The organism is Asanoa ferruginea (assembly GCF_003387075.1).
Taxonomy (GTDB): domain Bacteria; phylum Actinomycetota; class Actinomycetes; order Mycobacteriales; family Micromonosporaceae; genus Asanoa; species Asanoa ferruginea.
Window position 1 is genome coordinate 1701790 of record NZ_QUMQ01000001.1, and the last position, 21782, is coordinate 1723571.

General features: G+C 71.1%; 17 protein-coding genes and 1 pseudogene. 3 read left to right on the plus strand and 15 right to left on the minus strand.

The window, feature by feature from the left end:
- The first annotated feature begins 57 nt into the window (after positions 1-57).
- A complete protein-coding gene (locus tag DFJ67_RS08320; protein WP_116067345.1) occupies positions 58-3168 on the plus strand; it encodes a M14 family metallopeptidase in 3111 nt (1036 codons plus the stop codon).
- A gap of 52 nt (positions 3169-3220) precedes the next feature.
- On the opposite strand, the gene DFJ67_RS08325 is transcribed toward DFJ67_RS08320, so the two are convergent.
- The 8 genes from DFJ67_RS08325 to DFJ67_RS08360 all read right to left on the minus strand — a co-directional run bounded on the left by DFJ67_RS08325 (position 3221) and on the right by DFJ67_RS08360 (position 11960).
- Complete coding sequence (locus DFJ67_RS08325; protein WP_116067346.1) at positions 3221-3574, minus strand: iron chaperone; 354 nt, start codon at positions 3572-3574, stop codon at positions 3221-3223.
- Between the two features lie 5 nt (positions 3575-3579).
- Positions 3580-4392 (minus strand): GNAT family N-acetyltransferase, encoded by an 813-nt coding sequence (locus DFJ67_RS08330; RefSeq protein WP_116067347.1) that lies wholly within the window; start codon positions 4390-4392, stop codon positions 3580-3582.
- Between the two features lie 10 nt (positions 4393-4402).
- Positions 4403-7249 carry a type I DNA topoisomerase gene (topA, locus tag DFJ67_RS08335; protein ID WP_116067348.1) on the minus strand — a complete coding sequence of 949 codons (2847 nt, stop codon included), beginning with the start codon at positions 7247-7249 and terminating at the stop codon, positions 4403-4405.
- Positions 7250-7435: 186 nt separating this feature from the next.
- Positions 7436-8023 (minus strand): hypothetical protein, encoded by a 588-nt coding sequence (locus DFJ67_RS08340; protein ID WP_116067349.1) that lies wholly within the window; start codon positions 8021-8023, stop codon positions 7436-7438.
- Positions 8014-8535, minus strand: a complete 522-nt coding sequence (locus DFJ67_RS08345) for a hypothetical protein (RefSeq protein ID WP_116075883.1) — start codon at positions 8533-8535, stop codon at positions 8014-8016. The genes DFJ67_RS08340 and DFJ67_RS08345 overlap by 10 nt, the downstream gene beginning before the upstream one ends.
- Positions 8536-8612: 77 nt before the next feature.
- Complete coding sequence (locus DFJ67_RS08350; RefSeq protein ID WP_116067350.1) at positions 8613-10979, minus strand: sodium-translocating pyrophosphatase; 2367 nt, start codon at positions 10977-10979, stop codon at positions 8613-8615.
- Between the two features lie 199 nt (positions 10980-11178).
- Positions 11179-11616: an ATP-binding protein gene (locus DFJ67_RS08355; protein ID WP_116067351.1), complete on the minus strand. Its 438-nt coding sequence runs from the start codon at positions 11614-11616 to the stop codon at positions 11179-11181.
- Entirely contained in the window at positions 11613-11960 is a 348-nt protein-coding gene (locus DFJ67_RS08360; RefSeq protein ID WP_116067352.1) for an STAS domain-containing protein, read from the minus strand. The genes DFJ67_RS08355 and DFJ67_RS08360 overlap by 4 nt, the downstream gene beginning before the upstream one ends.
- Positions 11961-12096: 136 nt before the next feature.
- On the opposite strand from DFJ67_RS08360, the pseudogene DFJ67_RS08365 reads away from it, so the two are divergent.
- Both DFJ67_RS08365 and DFJ67_RS08370 read left to right on the plus strand, forming a co-directional pair.
- A pseudogene (locus DFJ67_RS08365) lies at positions 12097-14367 on the plus strand (DEAD/DEAH box helicase); the annotation flags it as partial.
- A 762-nt stretch (positions 14368-15129) separates the two neighbouring features.
- Positions 15130-16248: an aromatic ring-hydroxylating oxygenase subunit alpha gene (locus DFJ67_RS08370; RefSeq protein ID WP_203784123.1), complete on the plus strand. Its 1119-nt coding sequence runs from the start codon at positions 15130-15132 to the stop codon at positions 16246-16248.
- A 22-nt stretch (positions 16249-16270) separates the two neighbouring features.
- Here the strand turns inward: DFJ67_RS08370 and DFJ67_RS08375 are convergent, their stop codons facing one another.
- From DFJ67_RS08375 to ssd, 7 genes are all read right to left on the minus strand, one after another.
- The gene (locus DFJ67_RS08375; protein WP_244940429.1) at positions 16271-16744 is read right to left on the minus strand and encodes an Rv3654c family TadE-like protein; all 474 of its coding nucleotides are present in this window, start codon (positions 16742-16744) and stop codon (positions 16271-16273) included.
- 476 nt (positions 16745-17220) lie between these two features.
- A complete protein-coding gene (locus DFJ67_RS08380; protein ID WP_239097619.1) occupies positions 17221-17538 on the minus strand; it encodes a TadE family type IV pilus minor pilin in 318 nt (105 codons plus the stop codon).
- A 155-nt stretch (positions 17539-17693) separates the two neighbouring features.
- Positions 17694-17861: a DUF4244 domain-containing protein gene (locus DFJ67_RS08385; RefSeq protein ID WP_116067355.1), complete on the minus strand. Its 168-nt coding sequence runs from the start codon at positions 17859-17861 to the stop codon at positions 17694-17696.
- A gap of 21 nt (positions 17862-17882) precedes the next feature.
- The gene (locus tag DFJ67_RS08390) at positions 17883-18602 is read right to left on the minus strand and encodes a type II secretion system F family protein (RefSeq protein WP_116067356.1); all 720 of its coding nucleotides are present in this window, start codon (positions 18600-18602) and stop codon (positions 17883-17885) included.
- Positions 18599-19192, minus strand: coding sequence for a hypothetical protein (locus tag DFJ67_RS08395; protein ID WP_239097618.1), 594 nt, complete (start codon positions 19190-19192; stop codon positions 18599-18601). The genes DFJ67_RS08390 and DFJ67_RS08395 overlap by 4 nt, the downstream gene beginning before the upstream one ends.
- Positions 19193-19413: 221 nt before the next feature.
- Positions 19414-20628 (minus strand): TadA family conjugal transfer-associated ATPase, encoded by a 1215-nt coding sequence (locus tag DFJ67_RS08400; protein WP_116067357.1) that lies wholly within the window; start codon positions 20626-20628, stop codon positions 19414-19416.
- Complete coding sequence (ssd, locus tag DFJ67_RS08405; RefSeq protein WP_116067358.1) at positions 20625-21701, minus strand: septum site-determining protein Ssd; 1077 nt, start codon at positions 21699-21701, stop codon at positions 20625-20627. The genes DFJ67_RS08400 and ssd overlap by 4 nt, the downstream gene beginning before the upstream one ends.
- Positions 21702-21782 lie beyond the last annotated feature (81 nt).

Here is a 21782-nt window from a genome sequence, read left to right on the forward strand (position 1 = left end):
TCCACATTGGTGCTCTTCGACGTCGAGGAGCCCCTTTGTCATGAGCGAGGGGGATGGATGAGATCGAGACGATGGCTGGCGGCGACAACCGCGGCCACGCTGGTGGCCGCACTGGTCGTGGCGTCACCGGCCCGGGCCAAGGCACCCGACGCGGGTGACCGCCTCGAGGTCTACGTCGGCACGGTGACACCGGCCCAGCTCGGTGAGTTGCGCGCGGCCGGCGTCGACGTCGGCGAGGCCACCGCCGGCACCGATGGCGCCAACACCCGGATCGAGACCGTGCTCAGCGGGCGCGAGGCCGACCGGATGGCCGACCGGGGCGTCAAGCTCTCGGTCAAGAAGATCCGCGGCAAGGCGGCGTCACAGGTGCTGCGCGAGCAGGCGCAGGCCGGCTGGGACGCGTTCCGGCCCTACAACGCGCCCGGTGGCATCCGCGACGAGTTGGTCGCGACCGCCGCCCGCTATCCCAAGCTCACCGAGGTGGTCAACTTCGGCAAGAGCACCCAGGGCAAGACGATGACCGCGGTCCGGGTGACCAAGAACGCGAAGAACGTGCGTGACGGTTCCCGCCCGGCGACGCTCTACCTGGGCGCGCAGCACGCGCGCGAGTGGATCACCGTCGAGATGAACCGGCGCCTGTTGCACTACGTGCTCGACAACTACGGCAAGGACCCGGCGATCACCAACCTGGTCGACAAGACCGAGCTGTGGTTCGTGCCGGTCGCCAACCCCGACGGCTACGACTACACGTTCACCGCCGACCACCGGCTGTGGCGCAAGAACCTGCGCGACAACGACGGTGACGGCCAGCTCACCACCGTCGACGGCGTCGACCTCAACCGCAACATGGCCTACAAGTGGGGCTACGACAACGAGGGCTCGTCGCCCAACCCGACCAGCGACACCTACCGCGGCCCGGGGCCCAACTCGGAGCCGGAGACGAAGGCGCTCGACGGGCTCTACGGCAAGATCCGCCCCGAGTTCTTCATCAACTACCACTCGGCCGCGCAGTTGCTGCTCTACGGGGTGGGCTGGCAGGTCAGCACGCCGTCGCCAGACGACGTGATCTCCGTGACGATGGCCGGTGACGACGCCCACCCGGCGGTGCCCGGCTATGACCCGGACATCTCGGCCGAGCTCTACACCACCAACGGCGACTCCGACTCGGGCCTGTCGGCGCGCTATGGCGGCCTGGGCTTCACACCGGAGATGAGCACCTGCGCGTCGGCCGCCGACTCGGTGCCCGACGACGAGTGGGTCGCCGAAGACTGCGTCAGCGACTTCATCTTCCCCGACGACGAAGACCTGATCCAGGCGGAGTTCCAGAAGAACATCCCGTTCGCGATCGCCACCGCGCAGTCGGCGCTCGACCCGGACGACCCGGTGTCGGTGGTCGGCCGCAGCACGCCCGACTTCGTCGTCGACAAGTTCGACCTCTCCTCCGGCACCAAGCAGCCGGTCGCGGTGACCGCCCGCCGGGCGCTGCGCGACGTCGAGATGCACTACGTGATCAACGGCGGCCGGCCGCGCACCACCAACGTGCGCGAATGGCGCGGCGGTGAGCGCTACGGCAACGAGGGCAACGAGTTCTACGCCGAACTACGCGGCAACGTCACCGGCCAGAAGAAGGGTGACAAGGTCGAGGTCTGGTTCAGCGGACGCAAGTCGGGCAAGGGCACGGTCGCCAGCGAGCACTTCACCTACACGGTGTCGCAGGACATCGGCGGCGACGTGCTGGTGCTGGCCGCCGAAGACGTCACGGGCCTGAGCCCGGTGCAGACCGGCACGTCGGCCAAATACGCCGACGAGATGGTCGCCTCGCTGACCGCGGCCGGCCGCAGCAGCGACGTCTACGACTTCGACACCCAGGGCCGCAAGGCGCCCCACCCGCTGGGCGTGCTCTCGCACTACAAGGCGGTGGTCTGGGAGACCGGTGACGACATCATCATGCGGTCGCAGGGCCAGGCCGGTGGCACGACGACCAAGTCGGCGCTGGAGACCGAACTCGCCGTACGCGACTACCTCAACGAGGGCGGCAAGGTCTTCATCACCGGCAAGAACGCGATGTACGCACAAGGGATCAACGGTTCCTACCTCTACCAGCCGGATGTCCCGGCCAAGCCGGAGTGTGCGAACACGGCCGACCTGACGTGTCTGCCGCTGTTCAACGACTTCCAGCAGTACTACCTCGGTGCCTACGCCTACATCGACGGCTCGGGCTCCGACGACGAGGGCAACCCGCAGCCGCTGAGTGGCAACAGCGGGCGGTTCAACGGGTTCACCGGCACGCTCAACGCACCGGGCTCGGCGGAAAACCAGGACCACACCGCGTCGTTCCTGGCCACCTCGAGCATCCTGCCGCAGGACGAGTTCCCGTGGTTCGGCCCGAGTTCGGCACCGGTCGGCTGGGTCCGCCCGGGCGCGCCGCCGTTCGACCCCTACGAGGGTGACTACTACGCCTTCAGCGGTCGCGGCGACACGGCCTACAAGCGGCTGGCCCGCACCGTCGACCTGACCGGGTCGACGTCCGGGGACCTGAAGTTCTGGAGCTCCTACGACGCCGAGGCCAACTGGGACTTCATGTTCGTCGAGGCGCACGTGGTGGGCACCGACGACTGGACGACCTTGCCCGACCGCAACGGCAAGACCACCCAGGACCCCGGCGACAGTTGCTCGGCCAACCTGCCCAACCGGCTGCACCCGCAGGTCAACCACTACGTCACGTTCGTCGCCACCGATCAGCCGTGTGAGGCCACCGGCACGACCGGCAGCTGGAACGCGGCGACCGGCTCGTCCGGCGGGTGGAAGGAATGGTCGGTTGACCTCACGCCCTACGCGGGCAAGCAGGTCGAGTTCTCGATCACCTACATGACCGACTGGTCGACCGAGGGTCTGGGCGTCTTCGTCGACGACGTCCGGGTCACCGCCGACGGCCAGCCGGTCGCGACGACCGGGTTCGAGACCGACCTGGGTGGCTTCACGGTTCCTGGGCCGCCCGCCGGTTCCGGACCCAACCCGTCTGACTGGACCCGCACCCAACTCGGCTTCGAAGAGGGTGCGGTCGTGGTGACCCGGGACAGCGTCTACACCGGGTTCGGCTTCGAGGGCCTCGCGCCCACGGAGCGCAACGACCTGGTCAAGCGCGCCATCCGGCACCTGCTCGGCTGAGTTCGAAGGAAGGGCCCCTTCTTATCGCTTTCCGCATAAGAAGGGGCCCTTCCTAACGTCCCCTTTGCTCGTGCAGCACGCGGACGACCCGGGTGATCAGGTCGTGCGGGATCGGCTCGGTCCAGCGGAACTGGAGCGCGTCCTTGGCACCGCGGTAGGGCGCGACGGCCCGCTCGAAGTCGTCGTCGGCGCGCGGCGCCGGGTAGAGCGAGACGAACTTCTTCCACGCGGCGTAGTAGACGAGCACCTTGCCGCCGACCGTCACCGCCGGGATGTTGTAGCTGATCTTCTCGCCGGGATCCGGCAGGGCGGCCAGGACGGTGCGCCGGACCTCGCGGGTGATCTCCTGCTGGTCGTCGGGCAGCGCGCTGAGGTAGTCGTCGACGCTCGCGAACTTTGCGGCCATAGTGCCTAGGATGCCCGATCCCGCGGCCGGAACATGTAGACCTGTCGGTCTTCGACCGGCTGGTAGCCGATCTTCTGGTAGATCGAGTTGCTGATCGGGTTGTCGAGGTCGGTGAACAGCACGGCCTCGTGTGGACGGGCCGCGGCGCTGACCGCGGCCGTCACCGCTGACCCGTAGCCGTAGCCGCGCTGGCGCGGCGGGGTGTAGACCGGGCCGACCCGCACAACGCCGCCGGCCGGTTGCCGGACCCCGGCCGTGGCGACCGGCGCGCCGTCGACCTCCCAGACGCTGAACCCGCCGTAGGCCAGGCCGGCGTTGACCGACTCGGTGGCCGAGCCGGACTGCTCCTCGATCTCCTCTTCGAACGCGGTCAGCCAGTCGACCAGCAGGTCGCGGTCGGCGGCGCCGGCGACCCGGGCCTGGCCGGGCACCGAGGGCGGGACCAACTCGCCGAGCCGGTAGAGGCGCGACCGCCGACCGAGGCGGTGGGCCACACCGGTGCGGCGGCTCCAGGCGTCGGCGAACGCCTTGGCCGCCTCGTCGGTGGAGTTGACCCCGGGCACATCGTCGAGCAGCGCCGCCAGTTGCGCCGCCGCCTCGGGGGTCGCGGCACCGCCGAACAACACCGGGCGGGGCGGGGTCCAGACGAAGGCGGAGCCGTCGGGGTGCCAGCCGTAGACCCCGCCGGCGGCCCTCGGGCCGCGGGCGGCCGCGATAGCCGAAACGGTCAGCAGCAGCGTGTTTTCGACCGGGCGGGCCAGCAGGCCCGGACCCGCGGTGGCGCGGAACTCATCGACGTCTGACGTGGTGGACCACATCGGACGAAGGCTAGTCGGTCGTCTTCTTCGCCGCAGTCGCCTTCTTCGCCGCCGTGGTCTTCTTGGCGGCAGTGGTCTTCTTGGCCGCCGTGGTCTTCTTCGCCGCGGTCGTCTTCTTGGCCGTGGTCTTCTTGGCCGCCGTGCCGGCCTTGGCCGTCGTGGCCTTGGCGCCGGTCGACTTGCTGGCCGCCTTCTTCGCCGCCTTCTTGCGCGGCGCCGGACCCTTGGCCCGCTTCTCGGCGAGCATCTCCGACGCCTGCTCGATGGAGAGCGACTCCGGCGTCTGGCCGCGTCGCAGCGACGCGTTGACCTCGCCGTCGGTCACGTAGGGGCCGAACCGGCCGTCCTTGATCACCAGGGGCAGCTCGGTCAGCGGGTCGGGACCCATCTCGCGCAGCGGCGGCGCGGCCGCCCGGCGCTGGCGGGTCTTCGGCGCCGCGAGCAGCGCCTTGGCCTCGTCGAGGGTGACCGTGAAGAGCTTGTCTTCCGACTCGAGCGACCGGAACTCGTCGCCCTTCTTCACGTAGGGGCCGTAGCGGCCGGACGCCGCCAGGATCTCCACGCCGTCGTCGTCTTTGCCGACGACCCGGGGCAGCGAGAGCAGCCGCAGCGCGTCTTCGAGCGAGAGCGTCTCAGGCGAGTGCGACTTGAACAGTGACGAGTTGCGCTCGCCGCTGGACACGTAGGGGCCGTAGCGGCCGGACTTGAGGACGATGTCCTCACCGGTCTCCGGGTGGGTGCCCAGGCTCCGCTCGCCACCGCCGCCCAGGAACAGCTCGTCGACCTTCTCCGGGGTGAGCTCGTCGGGCGCCACGCCCTCGGGGATCGACGCGCGGTCTTCGTGGTCGCTGCCGTCACCGTTGCCGTTGGCCGACGCGTGGTCGGCGCCGCGCTGCAGGTAGGGGCCGTAGCGACCGACCCGCACCACGATCTCGCGACCCTGGTCGTCTTTGAACAGCGGGATCGAGTTGACGCTGCGCGCGTCGATCTCGCTGAGGTTGTCGGTGACCAGCCGCTTGAGCCCGCCCGACGCGGCGATCGTGCCGTCGGCGGAGACGTCGCTGCCGAAGTAGAACGAGGTCAGGAAGGTGGCCGCGGCCATGTCGCCGCCGGCGATCTCGTCGAGCTCGTTTTCCATCGTCGCGGTGAAGTTGTAGTCGACCAGCCGGGGGTAGTGCCCCTCCAGCAGCCCTATCACGGCGAACGCGAGGAACGACGGGATCAGCGCCTGGCCGCGCTTGACCACGTAACCCCGGTCTTGGATGGTCGCCATGATCGACGAGTAGGTCGACGGCCGGCCGATGCCCAGCTCTTCCAGGGCCTTGACCAGCGACGCCTCCGTGTAGCGCGAGGGCGGCTGGGTGCTGTGACCCTGCGCCTCGAGCTGCTCGGCGGTCAGCGGCTGGTCCTTGACCAGGTTGGGCAGCCGGCGCTCGGCGTCTTCGGCCTCGGCGGACTCGTCGTCAGACGACTCCACGTAGGCGCGCAGGAAGCCGGGGTCGGTGATGGTCTTGCCGGTGGCGCCGAAGTCGGCCTCTTCACCCGCGGTGGAGACCGCCCGGATCCGGATCGACACCGACATGCCGACCGCGTCGGTCATCTGGGACGCGATCGTGCGCCGCCAGATCAGCTCGTAGAGCTTGAACTCCTCGGCCGACAGCTCGTTGGCGACCTCGCCGGGTGTGCGGAAGTGGTCACCGGCGGGGCGGATCGCCTCGTGCGCCTCCTGCGCGTTTTTCACCTTGCCGGTGTAACGACGCGGCTCCGGCGGGACGCTGCCCTGACCGTAGAGCTCGGCGATCTGCCGGCGGGCCGCCGCGATGGCGGTCTCCGACAGGTTGACCGAGTCTGTACGCATATAAGTGATGTAGCCGTTTTCGTACAAACGCTGCGCAGTGCGCATTGTCTGTTGTGAGGAGAAGCGCATCTTGCGCGCCGCCTCCTGCTGAAGGGTGGAGGTGATGAACGGCGCATAGGGCTTACGCCGGTAGGGCTTTTCCTCCACCCGGGTGACAGTGAACGGCCGCCCGTCAAGGCGGGCGGCCAGGCCCCGGGCGCCGTCGGCGTCGAGATGAACAACCGCAGCTCCCGGCTTCACCCGGCCCGTCGTGGGCTCGAAGTCCTTACCGGTGGCGACCCGGTCGCCGTCGAGAGCGACCAGGGTGGCGCTGAACGTGCGCGGGCCCTCCTTGGCGGCGGCCGCGTCGACCGCGAGAAGCGCCTGGATGTCCCAATAGTCGGCGGAGCGGAACGCCATCCGCTGGCGCTCACGCTCGACCACGATGCGGGTCGCGACCGACTGCACCCGGCCCGCCGAGAGCCGCGGCATGACCTTCTTCCAGAGGACCGGCGACACCTCGTAGCCGTAGAGGCGGTCGAGGATCCGCCGCGCTTCCTGTGCGTCGACGAGGTCGCGGTCGATGTCGCGGGGGTTGGCCACCGCCGCCTGGATCGCCTGCCGGGTGATCTCGTGGAAGACCATCCGCTTGACCGGGACCTTGGGCTTGAGCGTCTCGACCAGGTGCCAGGCGATCGCCTCGCCCTCGCGGTCCTCATCCGTCGCGAGGAAGACCTCGTCGACCTCCTTGGCCAGCTTGGTCAACTTGGTGATCTGCTGCTTGCGGTCGGCGGAGACGACATAGAGGGCGGCGAAGCCGTTGTCGACGTCGACGCCGAGGCGGGCCCAGGGCTCCTTCTTATATTTGGCCGGCACGTCCGCGGCGTTGCGCGGCAGGTCACGGACGTGACCCAGGCTGGCCTCCACCACGTAGCCCGGGCCGAGATAGCCCGAGATCGTCTTGGCCTTCGCCGGTGACTCGACGATGACAAGACGGGTGCTCCTGGCGTTGCTCGGCACTGCACTCCCTCACATGTTCGTGGATGTCCAAGGTAACGCGCCCCGCCGTGGCGAGGTCGCGATACGGAGGCGACCCGTGCCCTGGACGCAGCGTCACGCTGGACGGCGACACCGTACACCCAGGTAGAAGGGTGACGGGTGCCACCGCACCGGAACCGGTGTCGATCGAACAGTTGAACAACGCGTTCACCCAGGCCAGCATTCCTGCGGGGCGGGTGCTGGACGATCACCGACAAGCTCACCCAGTCGAGCCAGCCGGCGCCGACCGGTCACCCGGTAGGCGGGGCCGCCGGCGCGCGGCCCGAGCAGTGCGGCGGGCAGGCCGACCGCGGCGAGTGCGGCACCGACCTGGTCCCACTGGCCCTCGTCGTTGGCGCCCAGCCGGAGGGTATAGCCAGCATCGTCCGGTCCGCCCGCCGCCGCCACCCATAGGCGGAGTCTTCGCCCATCCAGGAAAAAACCGGGCGGAGGGCGTTTAACTGCCCCGCGCAACCACGAGACCCCGAGAGAGGCCAGAGCAGTGGAATAAGAGGTACGCACGCCCAGGTGCCCGTCGACCTCGGTCGGCGACCAGGTCGGCGCCAGCCCGCGCAACGTCAACTCGGCGACCAGCACATGCACCCGCCAGGCGGCGTCGACCACCACCGAGACCCGGGCGGTGCCGCCCATCCGCACGACCTGGCCGGGCCCGGCGAGCAGGCCCGCGAGGTCTCCCGGCGTCGGTTCGCGGGCCTCGACGCCAAACAGCGAGAGCTGCCGCGGCGTCAGCGACACTCCGGGACCTCGTCGAAGGCGCGCACCAACTCCGGGGAGTTGAGCTTGCTGGTGTCCAGCGCGCTCGCGTCGTACTCCTTGTTGAGGGTCTCGACCGCCGCACCGACCTCGTCGTAGAACTTGGGGCCGGTGTCCAGTCCCTCGATCGTGCGCTTGGCCTTGCCGTAGGCGTCGCGGACCGCGGCCAGCGAGCCGACGAAACCGCTCGCCACCGGCGCGCCCTGGTCGACGGCGGGCACCCCGGCCTGCTCGACCAGCCCGCGGGCCTTCTCGCTGGCCTGCTCGGCACCGCCCAGCAGCCGGACCAGATTCTCCTTGGCCTGCGCCGGGGTGGTCTTGGCGGTCATCTGCTGCTCGGTGCCCGAGGTGAGGGTGTCGATCTCGTCGCGCCAGGGGCCGAGGGCGTCGCACACATCTGCCGCCCAGGCCCGTGGCGCCGGCCCATCGCTGCCACAGCCGGCGAGCGCCAGCACCACCAGCACGGCGACCATGACAGCGCGGGGGGAACGCATGCCGTGCAGCATAGAAGCAAAGGCCCCCGGCCGACGCGCTGCGTCAACCGGGGGCCTTCAGCTTGCTGGGCGCCGGGTCAGACGTTCACCCGCTCCTCATCGGACGCGCCCGCGTCCTCATCGGCTTTTCCCGCTTCGGCCTCCGACATGGCGATCGGCTTGCGCTTGCTGAACAGCACCGCGCCGACGATCACCGCGACCGCGGCGAGAGTGATGCCGACCCGCACACCGGTGTTGGCGTCGTCGCCGACGCTGAAGGTGATGACGGCCGGCGCGATGAGCAGCGCGACCAGGTTCATCACCTTGAGCAGCGGGTTGATGGCCGGGCCGGCGGTGTCCTTGAACGGGTCACCGACGGTGTCACCGATGATGGTCGCGGCGTGGGCCTCGGAGCCCTTGCCGCCGTAGTGACCGTCTTCGACCAGCTTCTTCGCGTTGTCCCAGGCGCCACCGGAGTTGGCCAGGAACACCGCCATCAGCGTGCCCGTGCCGATCGCACCGGCCAGGTAGCAGGCCAGCGCGCCGGCACCGAGGCCGAAGCCGACCGCGATCGGCGCCAGGATCGCCAGCAGACCCGGGGTGATCAGCTCGCGCTGAGCGTCGCGGGTGCAGATGTCGACGACCTTGCCGTATTCGGGCCGCTGGGTGCGGTCCATGATGCCCGGGAACTCCCGGAACTGGCGGCGCACCTCGACGACGACCGCACCGGCCGACCGGGCCACCGCGTTGATCGCGAGACCGGAGAAGAGGAACACCACCGCGGCGCCGATGATCAGGCCGACCAGGTTCCGCGGGTTGCTGATGTTGAGCAGGTTGAGCAGGTAGTCGTCCACGTTCTGCACGTTGGCGTCGGCCAGCGACGACAACAGCGAGTTGGTGTAGGACCCGAACAGCGCGGTCGCGGCGAGGACGGCCGTAGCGATCGCGATGCCCTTGGTGATGGCCTTCGTGGTGTTGCCGACCGCGTCGAGCTCGGTCAGCGTCTTCGCACCCTGCTCGTCGATGTCACCGGACATCTCGGCGATGCCCTGCGCGTTGTCGGAGATGGGCCCGAAGGTGTCCATCGCGACGATGACGCCGACCGTGGTCAGCAGGCCGGTGCCGGCCAGCGCGACCGCGAACAGCGACAGCGTCAGTGAGCCGCCACCGAGCAGGAACGCGCCGAACACGCCGGCGCCGATGAGCAGCGCCGAGTAGACCGCCGACTCCAGGCCGACGCTGATGCCGGCCAGCACGACGGTGGCCGCGCCGGTCTGCGAGCTCTTGCCGATGTCCTGCACCGGACGTCGCTCGACCTCGGTGAAGTAGCCCGTCAGCGCCTGGATGGCGGCGGCGAGGACGATGCCGATGACAACCGCGCCGATGGCGACCCAGCGGGGGTCGCGGGTGATCGCGGCGACCGACGGGTCGACGCCCTCGAAGTCGGCGAACGACGGCTTGAGGTAGAACCAGGAAACCACCGCGACCGCGACCGCGGAGATCACCGCGGAGATGTAGAAGGCACGGTTGATCGCCTGGAGGCCGTTGCGGTCCGAGGTGCGCAGCCGGGTGATGAACACGCCGATGATCGCGATGACCACGCCGATGCCGGAGATGATCAGCGGGAAGACCAGGCCGTCCTGGCCGAACGCGGCCCGGCCCAGGATCAGGGCGGCAACCAGGGTCACGGCGTACGACTCGAACAGGTCGGCCGCCATGCCGGCGCAGTCACCGACGTTGTCGCCCACGTTGTCGGCGATGGTCGCCGCGTTGCGCGGGTCGTCTTCCGGGATGCCCTGCTCGACCTTGCCGACCAGGTCGGCGCCGACGTCGGCGGCCTTGGTGAAGATGCCGCCGCCGACCCGCATGAACATCGCGAGCAGCGCGGCGCCGAAGCCGAAGCCCTCCAGCACGGTCGGTGCGTTGCCCTTGTAGAACAGCACGACCAGGGTCGCCCCGACCAGGCCGAGGCCGACGGTGAGGAAGCCGACGACGCCACCGGTGCGGAACGCGATCTGCATCGCCTTCTCACGACCGCCCTCGGACTCCCGGGCAGCGGCCGCGACGCGCAGGTTGGCGCGGGTCGCCAGCGCCATGCCGGCACCGCCGATGAACGCGCTGAACACGGCGCCGACGACGAAGAACGCCGAGCGGCCGAGCTTGACCATCGTCTCGTTGCCGTCCACACCGTGTACCGGCAGGATGAACAGCAGGATCACGGCGATCACTACGAAGATCGCAAGCGTTCTGAACTGGCGGCGCAGGTAAGCTGAAGCGCCCTCCTGCACAGCAGCAGCGATCTCCTGCATGTTGGTGGTGCCCTTACCAGTCGCCAGAACCGTCCTACGCAGTGCGGCCGCGAAGCCAAGCGCCACAAGGGCGATGACCAAGGCAACGATCACGTACGAGAAGTTCGCATTGGTAAGGGACAGCCCGCCGCTTTCGGCGGCCAAGGTCCCGGACATCTATGTCCTCCAATAACCGACCATCGCGCCCTGCCGGAGGACTAGCCCGGCACGGACGTCTCCAGGTGGAGAGCAACGACTCACCTGACCACGCGGATGGCGAGGTCAGGGCGTTAGCTGATAACCCGCGTACTCTAGCCGTACACAGTGTTGACATTCACATCGGCGCGGTGTTGTTGGCCACAAACCGTGATCTCGGTTAGCGCGCGACGGGCCAAACCATGCGTACTTCGGTGCCGATCCCGTCGTCGACGGGACGCACCTGGAGATCTTCGACGAACCCGGCGAGCAGGGCGAACCCGACACCCACCGTCAACGCTTCGTCGGTCAGCGACTCGTTGGCCAGCTCGTCCGGCGGCAGCGCGGCGATGCCGAGCCCGGCCTCGATAGGCGCGCGGTCGATGACCCGCACGATGTAGCTGCCGCCGTCGGACATCTCGACCAGCACCAGGTCGGCCAGGCCGTATTGCCGGTGCAGCGCGACCGCCCGGGTGCACGCCTCACCGATCGCGAGGCGCACCTCGTCGAGCAGTTCCTCGGCCACCCCGGCGCGCCGGGCCACCGCCACGCCGACCAGGCGGGCGGTGCGGACGTGCACCGGAGCGGGAGAGAACGAAAGACGAACTGTCGCCATCACGCGGCCGGACCGGCCTCGGTCGCCGCGTCGACGCTCGCGTACAACGGGAAGACCTGGTCGAGGGCGGTGATCCGGAAGATCTTGAGCAACGGCTCCTTGTCGCACACCAGGCTCAGGCCGCCGCCCGCCTGTCGCAGCCGTTTGAGGGCGCCGACCAGCACACCGAGCCCCGTCGAGTCGAGGAAGTCGACCCGGCCGAGGTCGACCACGATCTCGGTCGCACCCCCGTCGACCAACTCGATCAGGCGCTCACGGAGCCGGGGAGCGGTGTAGACATCGACCTCGCCGCCGACCTCCAGCACAGTGTGCTCGCCCTGGGTCCGGGTCGAGAGCGACAGCTCCATCGAACGCCTCCCGCGGGGGGTCGTTGGGTCGACCGAACGGTTCGGTCGACCCCGATCTAACCATCGACACGCTGTGCATGCAGCGACGACCCGACCCGACGTCGACTGATCAGTACATCAGTGCGAGAGTGCAGGCATGACCACCGCGGTTGGGGCGCCGGCAGCGCTGCTCGCCGGCATGCTGGCCCGGCCGCCGGTCACCCACGTCGAAGAGGTCGCCGCTCGATCCGGTGATTCCGTTCCGTGGCCTCCGTGGGTGCCACCGTCGGTGGTCGACGCGTTCGCGGCGCGCGGCGTGACCGAGCCCTGGCGACACCAGGCGGAGGCGGCGTCGCTGGCCTTCGAGGGCCGACACGTGGTGATCGCGACCGGCACCGCGTCCGGAAAGTCGCTCGCCTACCAGTTGCCGGCGCTGTCCCGGTTGACCCTCGACCCGCGCGCGACGGCGCTCTACCTGGCGCCGACCAAGGCACTAGCCGCCGACCAGTTACGCTCCGTCGCCGGCCTGGACGTCGAGGGTGTCCGGCCCGCGTGTTACGACGGAGACACCCCGCGCGCGGAGCGCGAATGGATCCGCCAGCATTCCCGTTTCGTGCTGACAAATCCCGACATGCTGCACCGAAGCATGCTGCCCGGCCACGCCGCCTGGGGCACGTTCCTGCGCCGGTTGTCGGTGGTCGTGGTCGACGAGTGCCACACCTACCGGGGCGTGTTCGGCTCGCATGTCGCACACGTGCTGCGGCGACTGCGGCGGGCGGCGGCGCGCTACGGGCGCAGCCCCGTCTTCGTGCTCGCGTCCGCGACGGCGGGTGACCCGGAGACGGCGGCGGCGCGGTTGACCGGGTTGCGGGTCGAGGCGGTCACGGAAGACGCGTCACCGCGGGGTGGTGTGACGTTCGCGCTGTGGGAACCACCCCTGGAGGCCACGTCGCCGGCCCCCGTTCGCCGGTCGGCGGTGCGCGAGACGGCCTCCCTGCTGACTGACGCGGTCACCGCGGGCGTACGCACCGTAGCCTTCGTCCGCTCCCGCCGCGGCGCCGAAACGGTGGCGACGATGGCGCGCCGGTCGTTGGCCGAGGTCTCCCCCGCGCTGGCCGGGCAGGTCGCGGCCTACCGCGCCGGCTATCTGCGCGAAGAGCGGCGCTCCCTCGAAGAGGGTCTGCTGTCCGGGTCGCTGCTCGGCCTGGCATCCACCAACGCGTTGGAGCTAGGTGTCGACCTGGTCGGCCTGGACGCGGTGCTGATCTGCGGCTACCCCGGCACCCGGGCGTCGCTGTGGCAGCAGGCCGGCCGCGCGGGCCGCGCCGGCGGCGACGCGCTGGCGGTGCTGGTGGCCCGCGACGACCCGCTCGACACCTACCTGGTCCATCACCCGGAAGCGCTGTTCGGCCACCCGGTCGAGGCAACGGTCCTGGATCCGTCCAACCCCTATGTGCTGGGCCCCCAACTCTGCTGCGCGGCGGCCGAGGGCCCGCTGACCCAGGCCGACCTGTCCCTGTTCGGCCCCGCCGCGGCGCCGGTCCTGGAGGAGTTGGTCGCGGCCGGCCTGCTCCGCCGCCGCCCCTCGGGTTGGTACTGGCGCCCCTACAAACGCCCCGACGTCGACATCCGCGGCAGCGGCGGCGAGCCGATCTGCATCGTCGAGGCGTCAACGGGCCGGCTGCTCGGAATGACCGACGCGGGCTCGTCGCACTTCATGCTCCACGACGGCGCCGTCTACCTCCATCAGGGCGCCTCCTTCGTGGTCGACTCACTCGACCTCGACGACGGTTGCGCCCTGGTCCACGCGGAGGAGCCCGACTACACCACCCACGCCCGCGACGTCACCACGCTGTCGGTGGCCGGGGTGGGCTCGTCGGTGACGTCAGGCCCGGTGTCGATGCACCTGGGCGAGGTCGACGTGACCAGCCAGGTGGTCTCCTACCAGCGCCGCCGCATCGGCTCCGGCGAGGTCATCGACACCCGCCCGTTGGAGCTACCGGCCCGCGAACTGCGCACGGTCGCGGTCTGGTTCACCGTGTCGCCGTCAGCGCTGGCTTCCTGCGGTGTCGCCGAGGCCGACATCCCGGGCGCGCTGCACGCGGCCGAGCATGCGGCGATCGGGTTGCTGCCGCTGGTCGCGACCTGCGACCGCTGGGACATCGGCGGCCTGTCCACCGCGTCGCATCCCGACACCGGCCTGCCCACGGTCTTCGTCTACGACGGTCACCCCGGGGGTGCCGGGTTCGCGGAACGCGCTTTCGCGGCCGCGTCATCGTGGCTGCGGGCGACCCGGGATGTGATCGCCGAGTGCGCCTGTGAAGCTGGATGCCCGTCGTGCGTCCAGTCGCCCAAGTGCGGCAACGGAAACAACCCGCTGGCCAAACCCGAGGCGGTCAAGGTCCTCGACGTGGTCCTGGCCAACCTGGCCGTCGCCGGTGACGTGGTGGTCCACCCACCGGCGCTCCCTGTGGCCACTGACGCGGGCGCGGTTGGCGCCGTCATCGCTTCGCCGGCAAGTTCTGTGCCCGAGACTCCCGCTCCCGGCCGCCCTTCGGCGGCCGTCGCATTCGCCGCGCAGGCCGTCGGCGCTGCAGGCCTCATCGCGGCCGGCGCGATCGAGACGAACGCGAGCGGCCTGATCTCCGACGCGGGGCGTGCCGCCCGCATCGCGCCGTCCGCGAGCGACCCGACGTCCGACGCGGAGTCCGCGGCCCGCATCACGCCGAACGACCCGATCTCCGCCGCAGCCTTTGCCGGCGAAGAGATGTCCGCCGCTGGACGCGGCCCGGCAAGCGGGCGGCGGCTCAGTGCCGCCGGCAGGCGACGCACGCCTGCGGATCCGGCCGCCACGCATGAGCCGGTCGCCGCGCATGAGCCGGTCGCCGCGCATGAGCCCGTCGCCGCGGGCGAGGCGAAGCGCTCGCGGGTGCCGAACTCCCGCGCCAAGCCGGCCGCGACGAAGCCGCCGCCGTGGGACGCGCACGTGGCGGCGGCCGTGCGGCACCGGCAGGCCCGCGAGACGCAGGCCCCCGGCCGCGACGAGCTCGCCCAGGCCCGCCAGAACGACGCCGCGCTGGCCGAAGAGCGGATCGCCGAGGCAGACGGAGTCGGCGTGGCTTCGGCCCTGCTGGCCGAGGACGCCGCCTAGTTTCGCCGGCTGTTCGGGTCGGGTGATGATGGTGGCATGGTGAGTGCGCCGATCGATCCGTCCGCGCTCGAGTCCGCCCTCCGTCCGTTCGGCGAGTCGACCATGTTGCCCGCGGCGGCCTACCTCGACGAGCGCGTACTCGCCTGGGAACGCCGCCACCTGTTCGCCGGGTCGTGGGTGCCGGTCGGTCGCACGGTGGCCCTGGCCCAGGGCGGCAACCAGCGAGCGGTCACGGTCGGCGACGTCGGCGTGCTCCTGACCTTCGACGGCGCCGCACCACGAGCGTTCGCCAACGTCTGCCGACACCGTGGGCACGAGTTGCTGCCCACCGGCGAGACCGCGGACCGACCGGCAGTGCTCTGCCCCTACCACGGCTGGTCCTACGGCCTCGACGGCCGCATGCGGACCGCGCCCCGGATGGGCGAGACCTTCGACGGCACCGCCTACGGCCTTGTCGAACTGCCGGCCGTCGACTGGCACGGCTGGCTGTTCGTCAACGCGACGGGCACCGCCCGGCCGTTCGCCGCCCACATCGGTGCGCTCGCCGCGCACGTCTCGCCGTACCGTCCGGAGTCGTTGGTCAGCAAGGCCCGCCACGAGTATGAGGTCGCGGCCAACTGGAAGATCGTGGCGGAGAACTACCACGAGTGCTACCACTGCCCGCTGATCCACCCCGAGCTGTGCGCGGTCTCGCCACCCAACTCGGGCAGCAACTGGCGCGAGCCGGGCACCTGGGTAGGCGGCTCGATGGACCTACGCGACCACGCGCAGACGATGTCGCTCGACGGCCGCTCCCACGGCCTCGCCCTCGACGGCGTCGACCCGCGCCTGGTGCGCTACCTCGGCCTCTTCCCCAAAATGCTCATCTCGCTGCACCCCGACTACGTCATGACTCACCTCCTCGAACCGCTGTCGCCGGGCCGCACCCGGATCACCTGCGAGTGGCTGTTCCGGGATGAGGTCACAGATCCGTCCTATGCCGTGGAGTTCTGGGATCTGACCAACCGCCAGGACTGGCAGGCGTGCGAGTCTGTCCAACGTGGTGTGTCGTCACCGCACTTCGTGCCAGGACCGTTGGCGCCCAACGAGAACGCGGTCTACGACTGGGTCACGCTGATCGCCCGCGCCTATCGCGATCCTGCTGCCGAGCTCTCATAACGCTCCTTCCGTTTCGGAGGTGCTAGGCCACCAGTCCGGCTCGCGCACGGGCGGTCGCTACCCGGATCCCGCGCGACGGCAGGTGGACGACGACCTCCACCGTCACGATCACGTCGAACCCTTGGACAGCGCACGCCGTCACCCGACCGCCGTTGGCGGCGGCGATGTCGGTCGCCCTTGCGCATGCGGCGGCTGGGCCTTCGAGGCTGCGCGCGGCGCCGGCGAGCGCGCCGAGGTCGGCTGCGGTCTGCGCCCGGTGCCGCCCGATCGCGGCGACACCAACGGTCGCGCATGCGAGTCCCAGCAACACAAACGCCAACCCAACAGCAAGAACCCAAATGGTCGCGGAACCACGATCGCCAGCCACCCGGCGCCGCACGGCAGGAGTCTCCAGCAGGCACCGCATGATCGGGTTGGGGTGGCGTGCCGCTGTCGAGCCATTGACTGCGACCGTCGGCGGCGGCGCCCAGCCGTAGGCGGGCGTCGCGGTCGCCATAGCGGGTCCATCGCCTCCGGCTCGCGGGCCGCCACCGCGGTCGCCGCAGGCGTGCGTCGCTGTCACCATGGCGGGTCCATCCCTTCCGGCTCGCGGGCCGCCACCGCGCTCGCCGCAGGCCGGCGTCGCCGTCGCCATAGCGGGTCCATCGCCTCCGGCTCGCGGGCCGCCACCGCGGTCGCCGCAGGCGTGCGTCGCTGTCACCATGGCGGGTCCATCCCTTCCGGCTCGCGGGCCGCCACCGCGCTCGCCGCAGGCCGGCGTCGCCGTCGCCATAGCGGGTCCATCGCCTCCGGCTCGCGGGCCGCCACCGCGGTCGCCGCAGGCGTGCGTCGCTGTCACCATGGCGGGTCCATCCCTTCCGGCTCGCGGGCCGCCACCGCGCTCGCCGCAGGCCGGCGTCGCCGTCGCCATAGCGGGTCCATCGCCTCCGGCTCGCGGGCCGCCACCGCGGTCGCCGCAGGCGTGCGTCGCCGTCACCATGGCGGGTCCATCCCTTCCGGCTCGCGAGCCGCTACCGCGGTGGCGGATACCTCGATCGCCGGCAGGTGGCCGCCAACCACGCGTGCCGGGGCGCGGACTGTCGCGGTGACCGTGTCGCCGTTGACCTGGATCGTGATGGTGGCGCCGTTGGGCGCTGTGCGGTTGGCGGTCAGGGTTCCTTGTTGGCCGCGGGCGGCGGCCAACGCGGCGTCGCGGGCCGCGTCGGCGCACTGGAGTTTGGTTTGGGTGGCCGCGACCGCGGCTATACCGACAAAGAGCAGCAGCGCCAACGCCGGTAAGGCGGCTGCCATCTCTGCCGTTGCCGAACCGCGGTCGCGGCCACGGCCCGTCAACCGCGACCACACCGGGTCGCGCCGGCCCCGTAGGACTCCCGGCGGCGTCGGAGGTTCGCCGCTCGGGAGTCGGCGCGCCAGTCGGTGGTGTCGCATGTGACGGGCCATTGCCATCAGCCGAGCGCTCGGCTGATGACGGCGGAAAGCGCGGCGGTCACTTTCTCCGAGCTGACAACCTTCAGCAACGCCGCGGCGAAGGCCACGGCCGCGACGGTGCCGACCGCGTACTCCGCGGTGGTCATGCCAGCGTCGTCGCGCAGACGGACAAGAAGCTTGCGCACGATGTGACTCCCTTCAGTGGGTCAGAGGACGTCGCCGAGGAGGGCGACGATCACCGGTATGAGACCGGCGAGGACGAAGGCGGGCAGGAAGCAGAGCCCTAGTGGCAACACGATCAGGACGCCCGCGCGGCGGGCGGCGGCCTCCATCGCGGCGGCCCGGTCGGCGCGCAGGTCGTCGGCGAGGCGGGTGAGCGCACCGGCCAGGGCCGAACCGCTGGCCGAGGACCGGACCGCCGCAGCGGCGATCCGCGTGCCGCCCGGCATCCCGGCGACATGGCTCCACGCCTCATCGGGCTCGGCACCGAGCCGCAGCGACCGGGCGACGGTCGTCAGCCGCTCTCGCAAGGGCCCGCCAAGGGCTTCGGCGACACCGAGGACAGCGACATCAACCGGCGCACCGGCGCGCAAGGCCGCGGCGATCAGGTCGGCGCAGATCGGTGCGTCGGCCTCTTCGCGCAGCCGCCGCTCCTTGGCCTCGGCCGATTCGAGCCGCCTGATCGCACGATGACCGACGAGCGCCGCCGGTGCGGCAAGGGCTAGACCCCACCACCCGTCGACGACCGCGGCGGTGGCGGCTCCGATCGCGAACCCACCGAGCTTCGCGAGGTCGGGACGCCGACGTGCCTTTGGCGGCGCGGTGATGCGCGCCAACCGCCGCCGGGCGGCGACCCTTCGAAGGGTCCACGCCATCCGGTCGTCCCTCGTCTCGAAGCTGGCAGGCGCGAAGCCGGAGGTGGTCATGCCTGCCTCGGCTGAAGGTGTTGGGACCAGATCAGGCCGACGGTCTGCAACGCGACCGCGGCGAGCGCGCAGGCCGCACCCAACGGTGTGTGCAGCAGGATGGCCAGCGGGTCGGTGCCGATCGCGAAGCCCAACCCCAGCCCGGCGACCGGCAATGCGGCCAGCATGAGCCCAGTCGCCTGCGCACCGGCGGCCTGTGCGGCCGCGGCCGCTCGGGCCCGATCGCCGGCGCGGGCGTCGGCCTCGATCCGGTCGATCAGCTCGGCCAACGGCGCACCCGTGCGCTCCGCCAACGTCGCCGCCGCCCGGGCCAGCGCGACCAGCCCGGCACCGGCACCGGGACCGGCACCGGTGGTTGCCGGATCAAGGAGTGCTAACGCCGACGGCATCGGGATGCCGGCGCGTAGATCCGCGGCCAGGCCGGTAAGGCGATCGAGCAACGCGGACCGCGCCTCCCGGTGGGCTTTCGCAGCGTGGCGACGACGCAGGAAGAGGGTGGCCACCGTCGCATACAGGCCCAAGGCGACGGCCGCCACCGGACCACCAAGCAGGTACCCGGCCGCCGCACCGAGCAGGAAAGACAACGACATCAGGCGCCAACGAGGAGCCGCCATGACCATCGCAAGCGACGGCCGCGCGAATGAGAATCGGGCAACGAGCGCCCGCGAGAGATGATCGCCGGACGCCACCGAGAGGCGGTCAGCGGACGATAGGACCGCCCGCTGCCGACGCCGCAACGCTCGCGACCGTCGGAGCGGCAGGAGCACCACCGCGATAGCGCCCACACCCCCAACGAGCAGAAGAAGCGTCGTCATCGCGACGGGCTCCACAACAGCTCCGGCACGCGGGCGCCGCGGGCGGCCAGCAACCGGGCCAGGTCGGCCCCCGCGGCAGAGACGCCGGAAGAGCGGTCCCAGACCGGCCGCACGGTGACCATGCGGTCTGGGCCTTCGGCGGCCACCAAACCGACCGTCGACAACACCCGGCCCGTCGCGGTCCGCCGCATCTGGAGCACCACCTGCAAAGCCGCCGCGGCCTGCGCGTGCAATGCCGCCCGGGGCAAGCCGCCCAACAAGCCCAACGCCTCGAGTCGCGCGGGCACATCGGCGATGGCGTTGGCGTGCAACGTGCCGGCGCCACCTTCATGACCGGTGTTGAGAGCGCGCAGCAGGTCGACGATCTCCGCACCCCGGCACTCGCCGACCACCAGCCGGTCGGGACGCATTCGCAAGGCCTGCCGGACCAGGTCGGTCATCTCGACCGCGCCCGCTCCCTCCACGTTGGACGTCTTGCACTGCAGGCCGACCACGTGTGGATGGGCCGGTCGCAGCTCGGCCGCGTCTTCCACCAGGACGATCCGCTCGTCGCGCGGCACCAGCTCGATCAGCGTGTTGAGCAGGGTGGTCTTGCCGGATCCGGTGCCACCGACCACGAGGTAGGCCAGGCGAGCAGCGACGACCGCCGCCAGCAGGTCGGCGACCGGGGGCGGCACCGTGTTGCACGAGACCAGGTCGACCAGCGTGAACGGACGGCGACGGAAGGTGCGCAGCGACAGGTAGGGGCCGCCGGTCGCCACCGGTGGCAGCACCGCGTGCAAGCGGGTGCCGTCGGGCAGGATCGCGTCGGCGTAGGGCGAACCGTCGTCTAGCCGCCGGCCCGTCGCCGCGACCAGGCGCTGCGCCAAGCGGCGGGTGGCCTCGGGCGAGGCGATGGTGATCCGCTCGCGGCGCAGCCCGTCGCCCCGGTCGACCCAGACCTCGGTTCCGTTGACCAGCACGTCGGTCACCGCAGGGTCGGCCAGCAGCGGGCCCAGCGGGCCGGCACCGACCAGGTCGTCGTGCACGCGGGCCGCCAGCCGCAGCACGTCGCGATCGCCGAGCACCGCGCCGCCGGTCGAGCGGACCGCCTCGACCACCGCGGCCGGGCTCACCTCGCGGTGGCCGGTGGCGAAGCGCCGACGCACTGTGCCGGCCAGGTCGGCTTCGCCGCCGAACGGTGGTGGGTTGGCGGGCAACGTCGTGGTCATGCCGCCGCCACCCCGCCATTGCCGAAGAGGTCGGTGATGACCCGGCGGCACAGGTCTGCCAACGGGCCGCGGCCACCCGACGCCGGCGCCTCGCCGTGTTCCAGACCGCGGACCAGGCCTGGCTCGGACGGCAGCAGGCCCGCCAGCGGGAAGCCCACCGAACGGGCCACCTCGGTCGCCGACAGGTTGCCCGGCGCGGGGCCGCGGACGACCACCGACGCCGCCGCGCAGTGCATCGTGACCGCCTTGGCCACCTGGGTGGCCGCCGCCGTCGCTCGCAGCTCGGCCGGCACCACCAGCAGCGTGTGGTCGGCGGCCTGCAACGCGGCAACGGCCGCGTCGTCGAGACGGCGGGGCAGGTCGACCACGATCAGGTCGCGGGCGCGCCGGCCGGCATCGAGGGCCGCCGCCAGCGCCTCGGCCGGTAGGGGCAGCGGGTCGCCACGGTCGAACGAGAGCATCACCAGGTCGCCGCGTTGAGGCAGGGCGCGGACGAGTGCGAGCGGGTCGAACCGACCTTCCGCAGCGGTGAGGCCGGGCCAGCGCAGACCTTCGACGGTCTCCCAGCCCAGGATCAGGTCTAGGCCGCCGCCGAACGGGTCGGCGTCGATGAGCAGGGTGCGCTTGCCGTCGCGGGCCGCGGTCACCGCCAGTGCGCCGGCCAGCACGCTCGCGCCGGCACCGCCGCGCCCGCCGAGCACCGCCACGACCCGGCCGCCGGCATCAACAGACGGACCTAAGCGGCGTAGGAGCCACTCTTCGGCCTCGGGCAGTTGCAGCACGTATTCGGCGCCCAGGGGCTCGGCGAGATCCCAACCAGGAGCCGGGCCGCGACCGACGATGACCACACGTTGCCGTCTGGGCAGGCGGGCGCGCAGGCAGGCCGCCGCCTGGTCCTGACCGACGATCACGAGCGGCGCCCGGGACCAGCGTGGTCGTGCGGCGGTCGGGTCGGGCGCGACGTCGACCTCGGTGCCGGCGGCCGCCGCGATCCGCAGCAACTCGTCGAGCAGGTCGGCGTCGGCCGTGACGAGCAGCGGCAGCCGGAAACCGGGTCGAACGGGAGCAGGCATCGCGGGGCCTCCAGGAGCGGGCGGAAGGGACTGACACACCATCCGCCGCCACGGGAGACCGAAGCGGGACAAGCTCAGCGT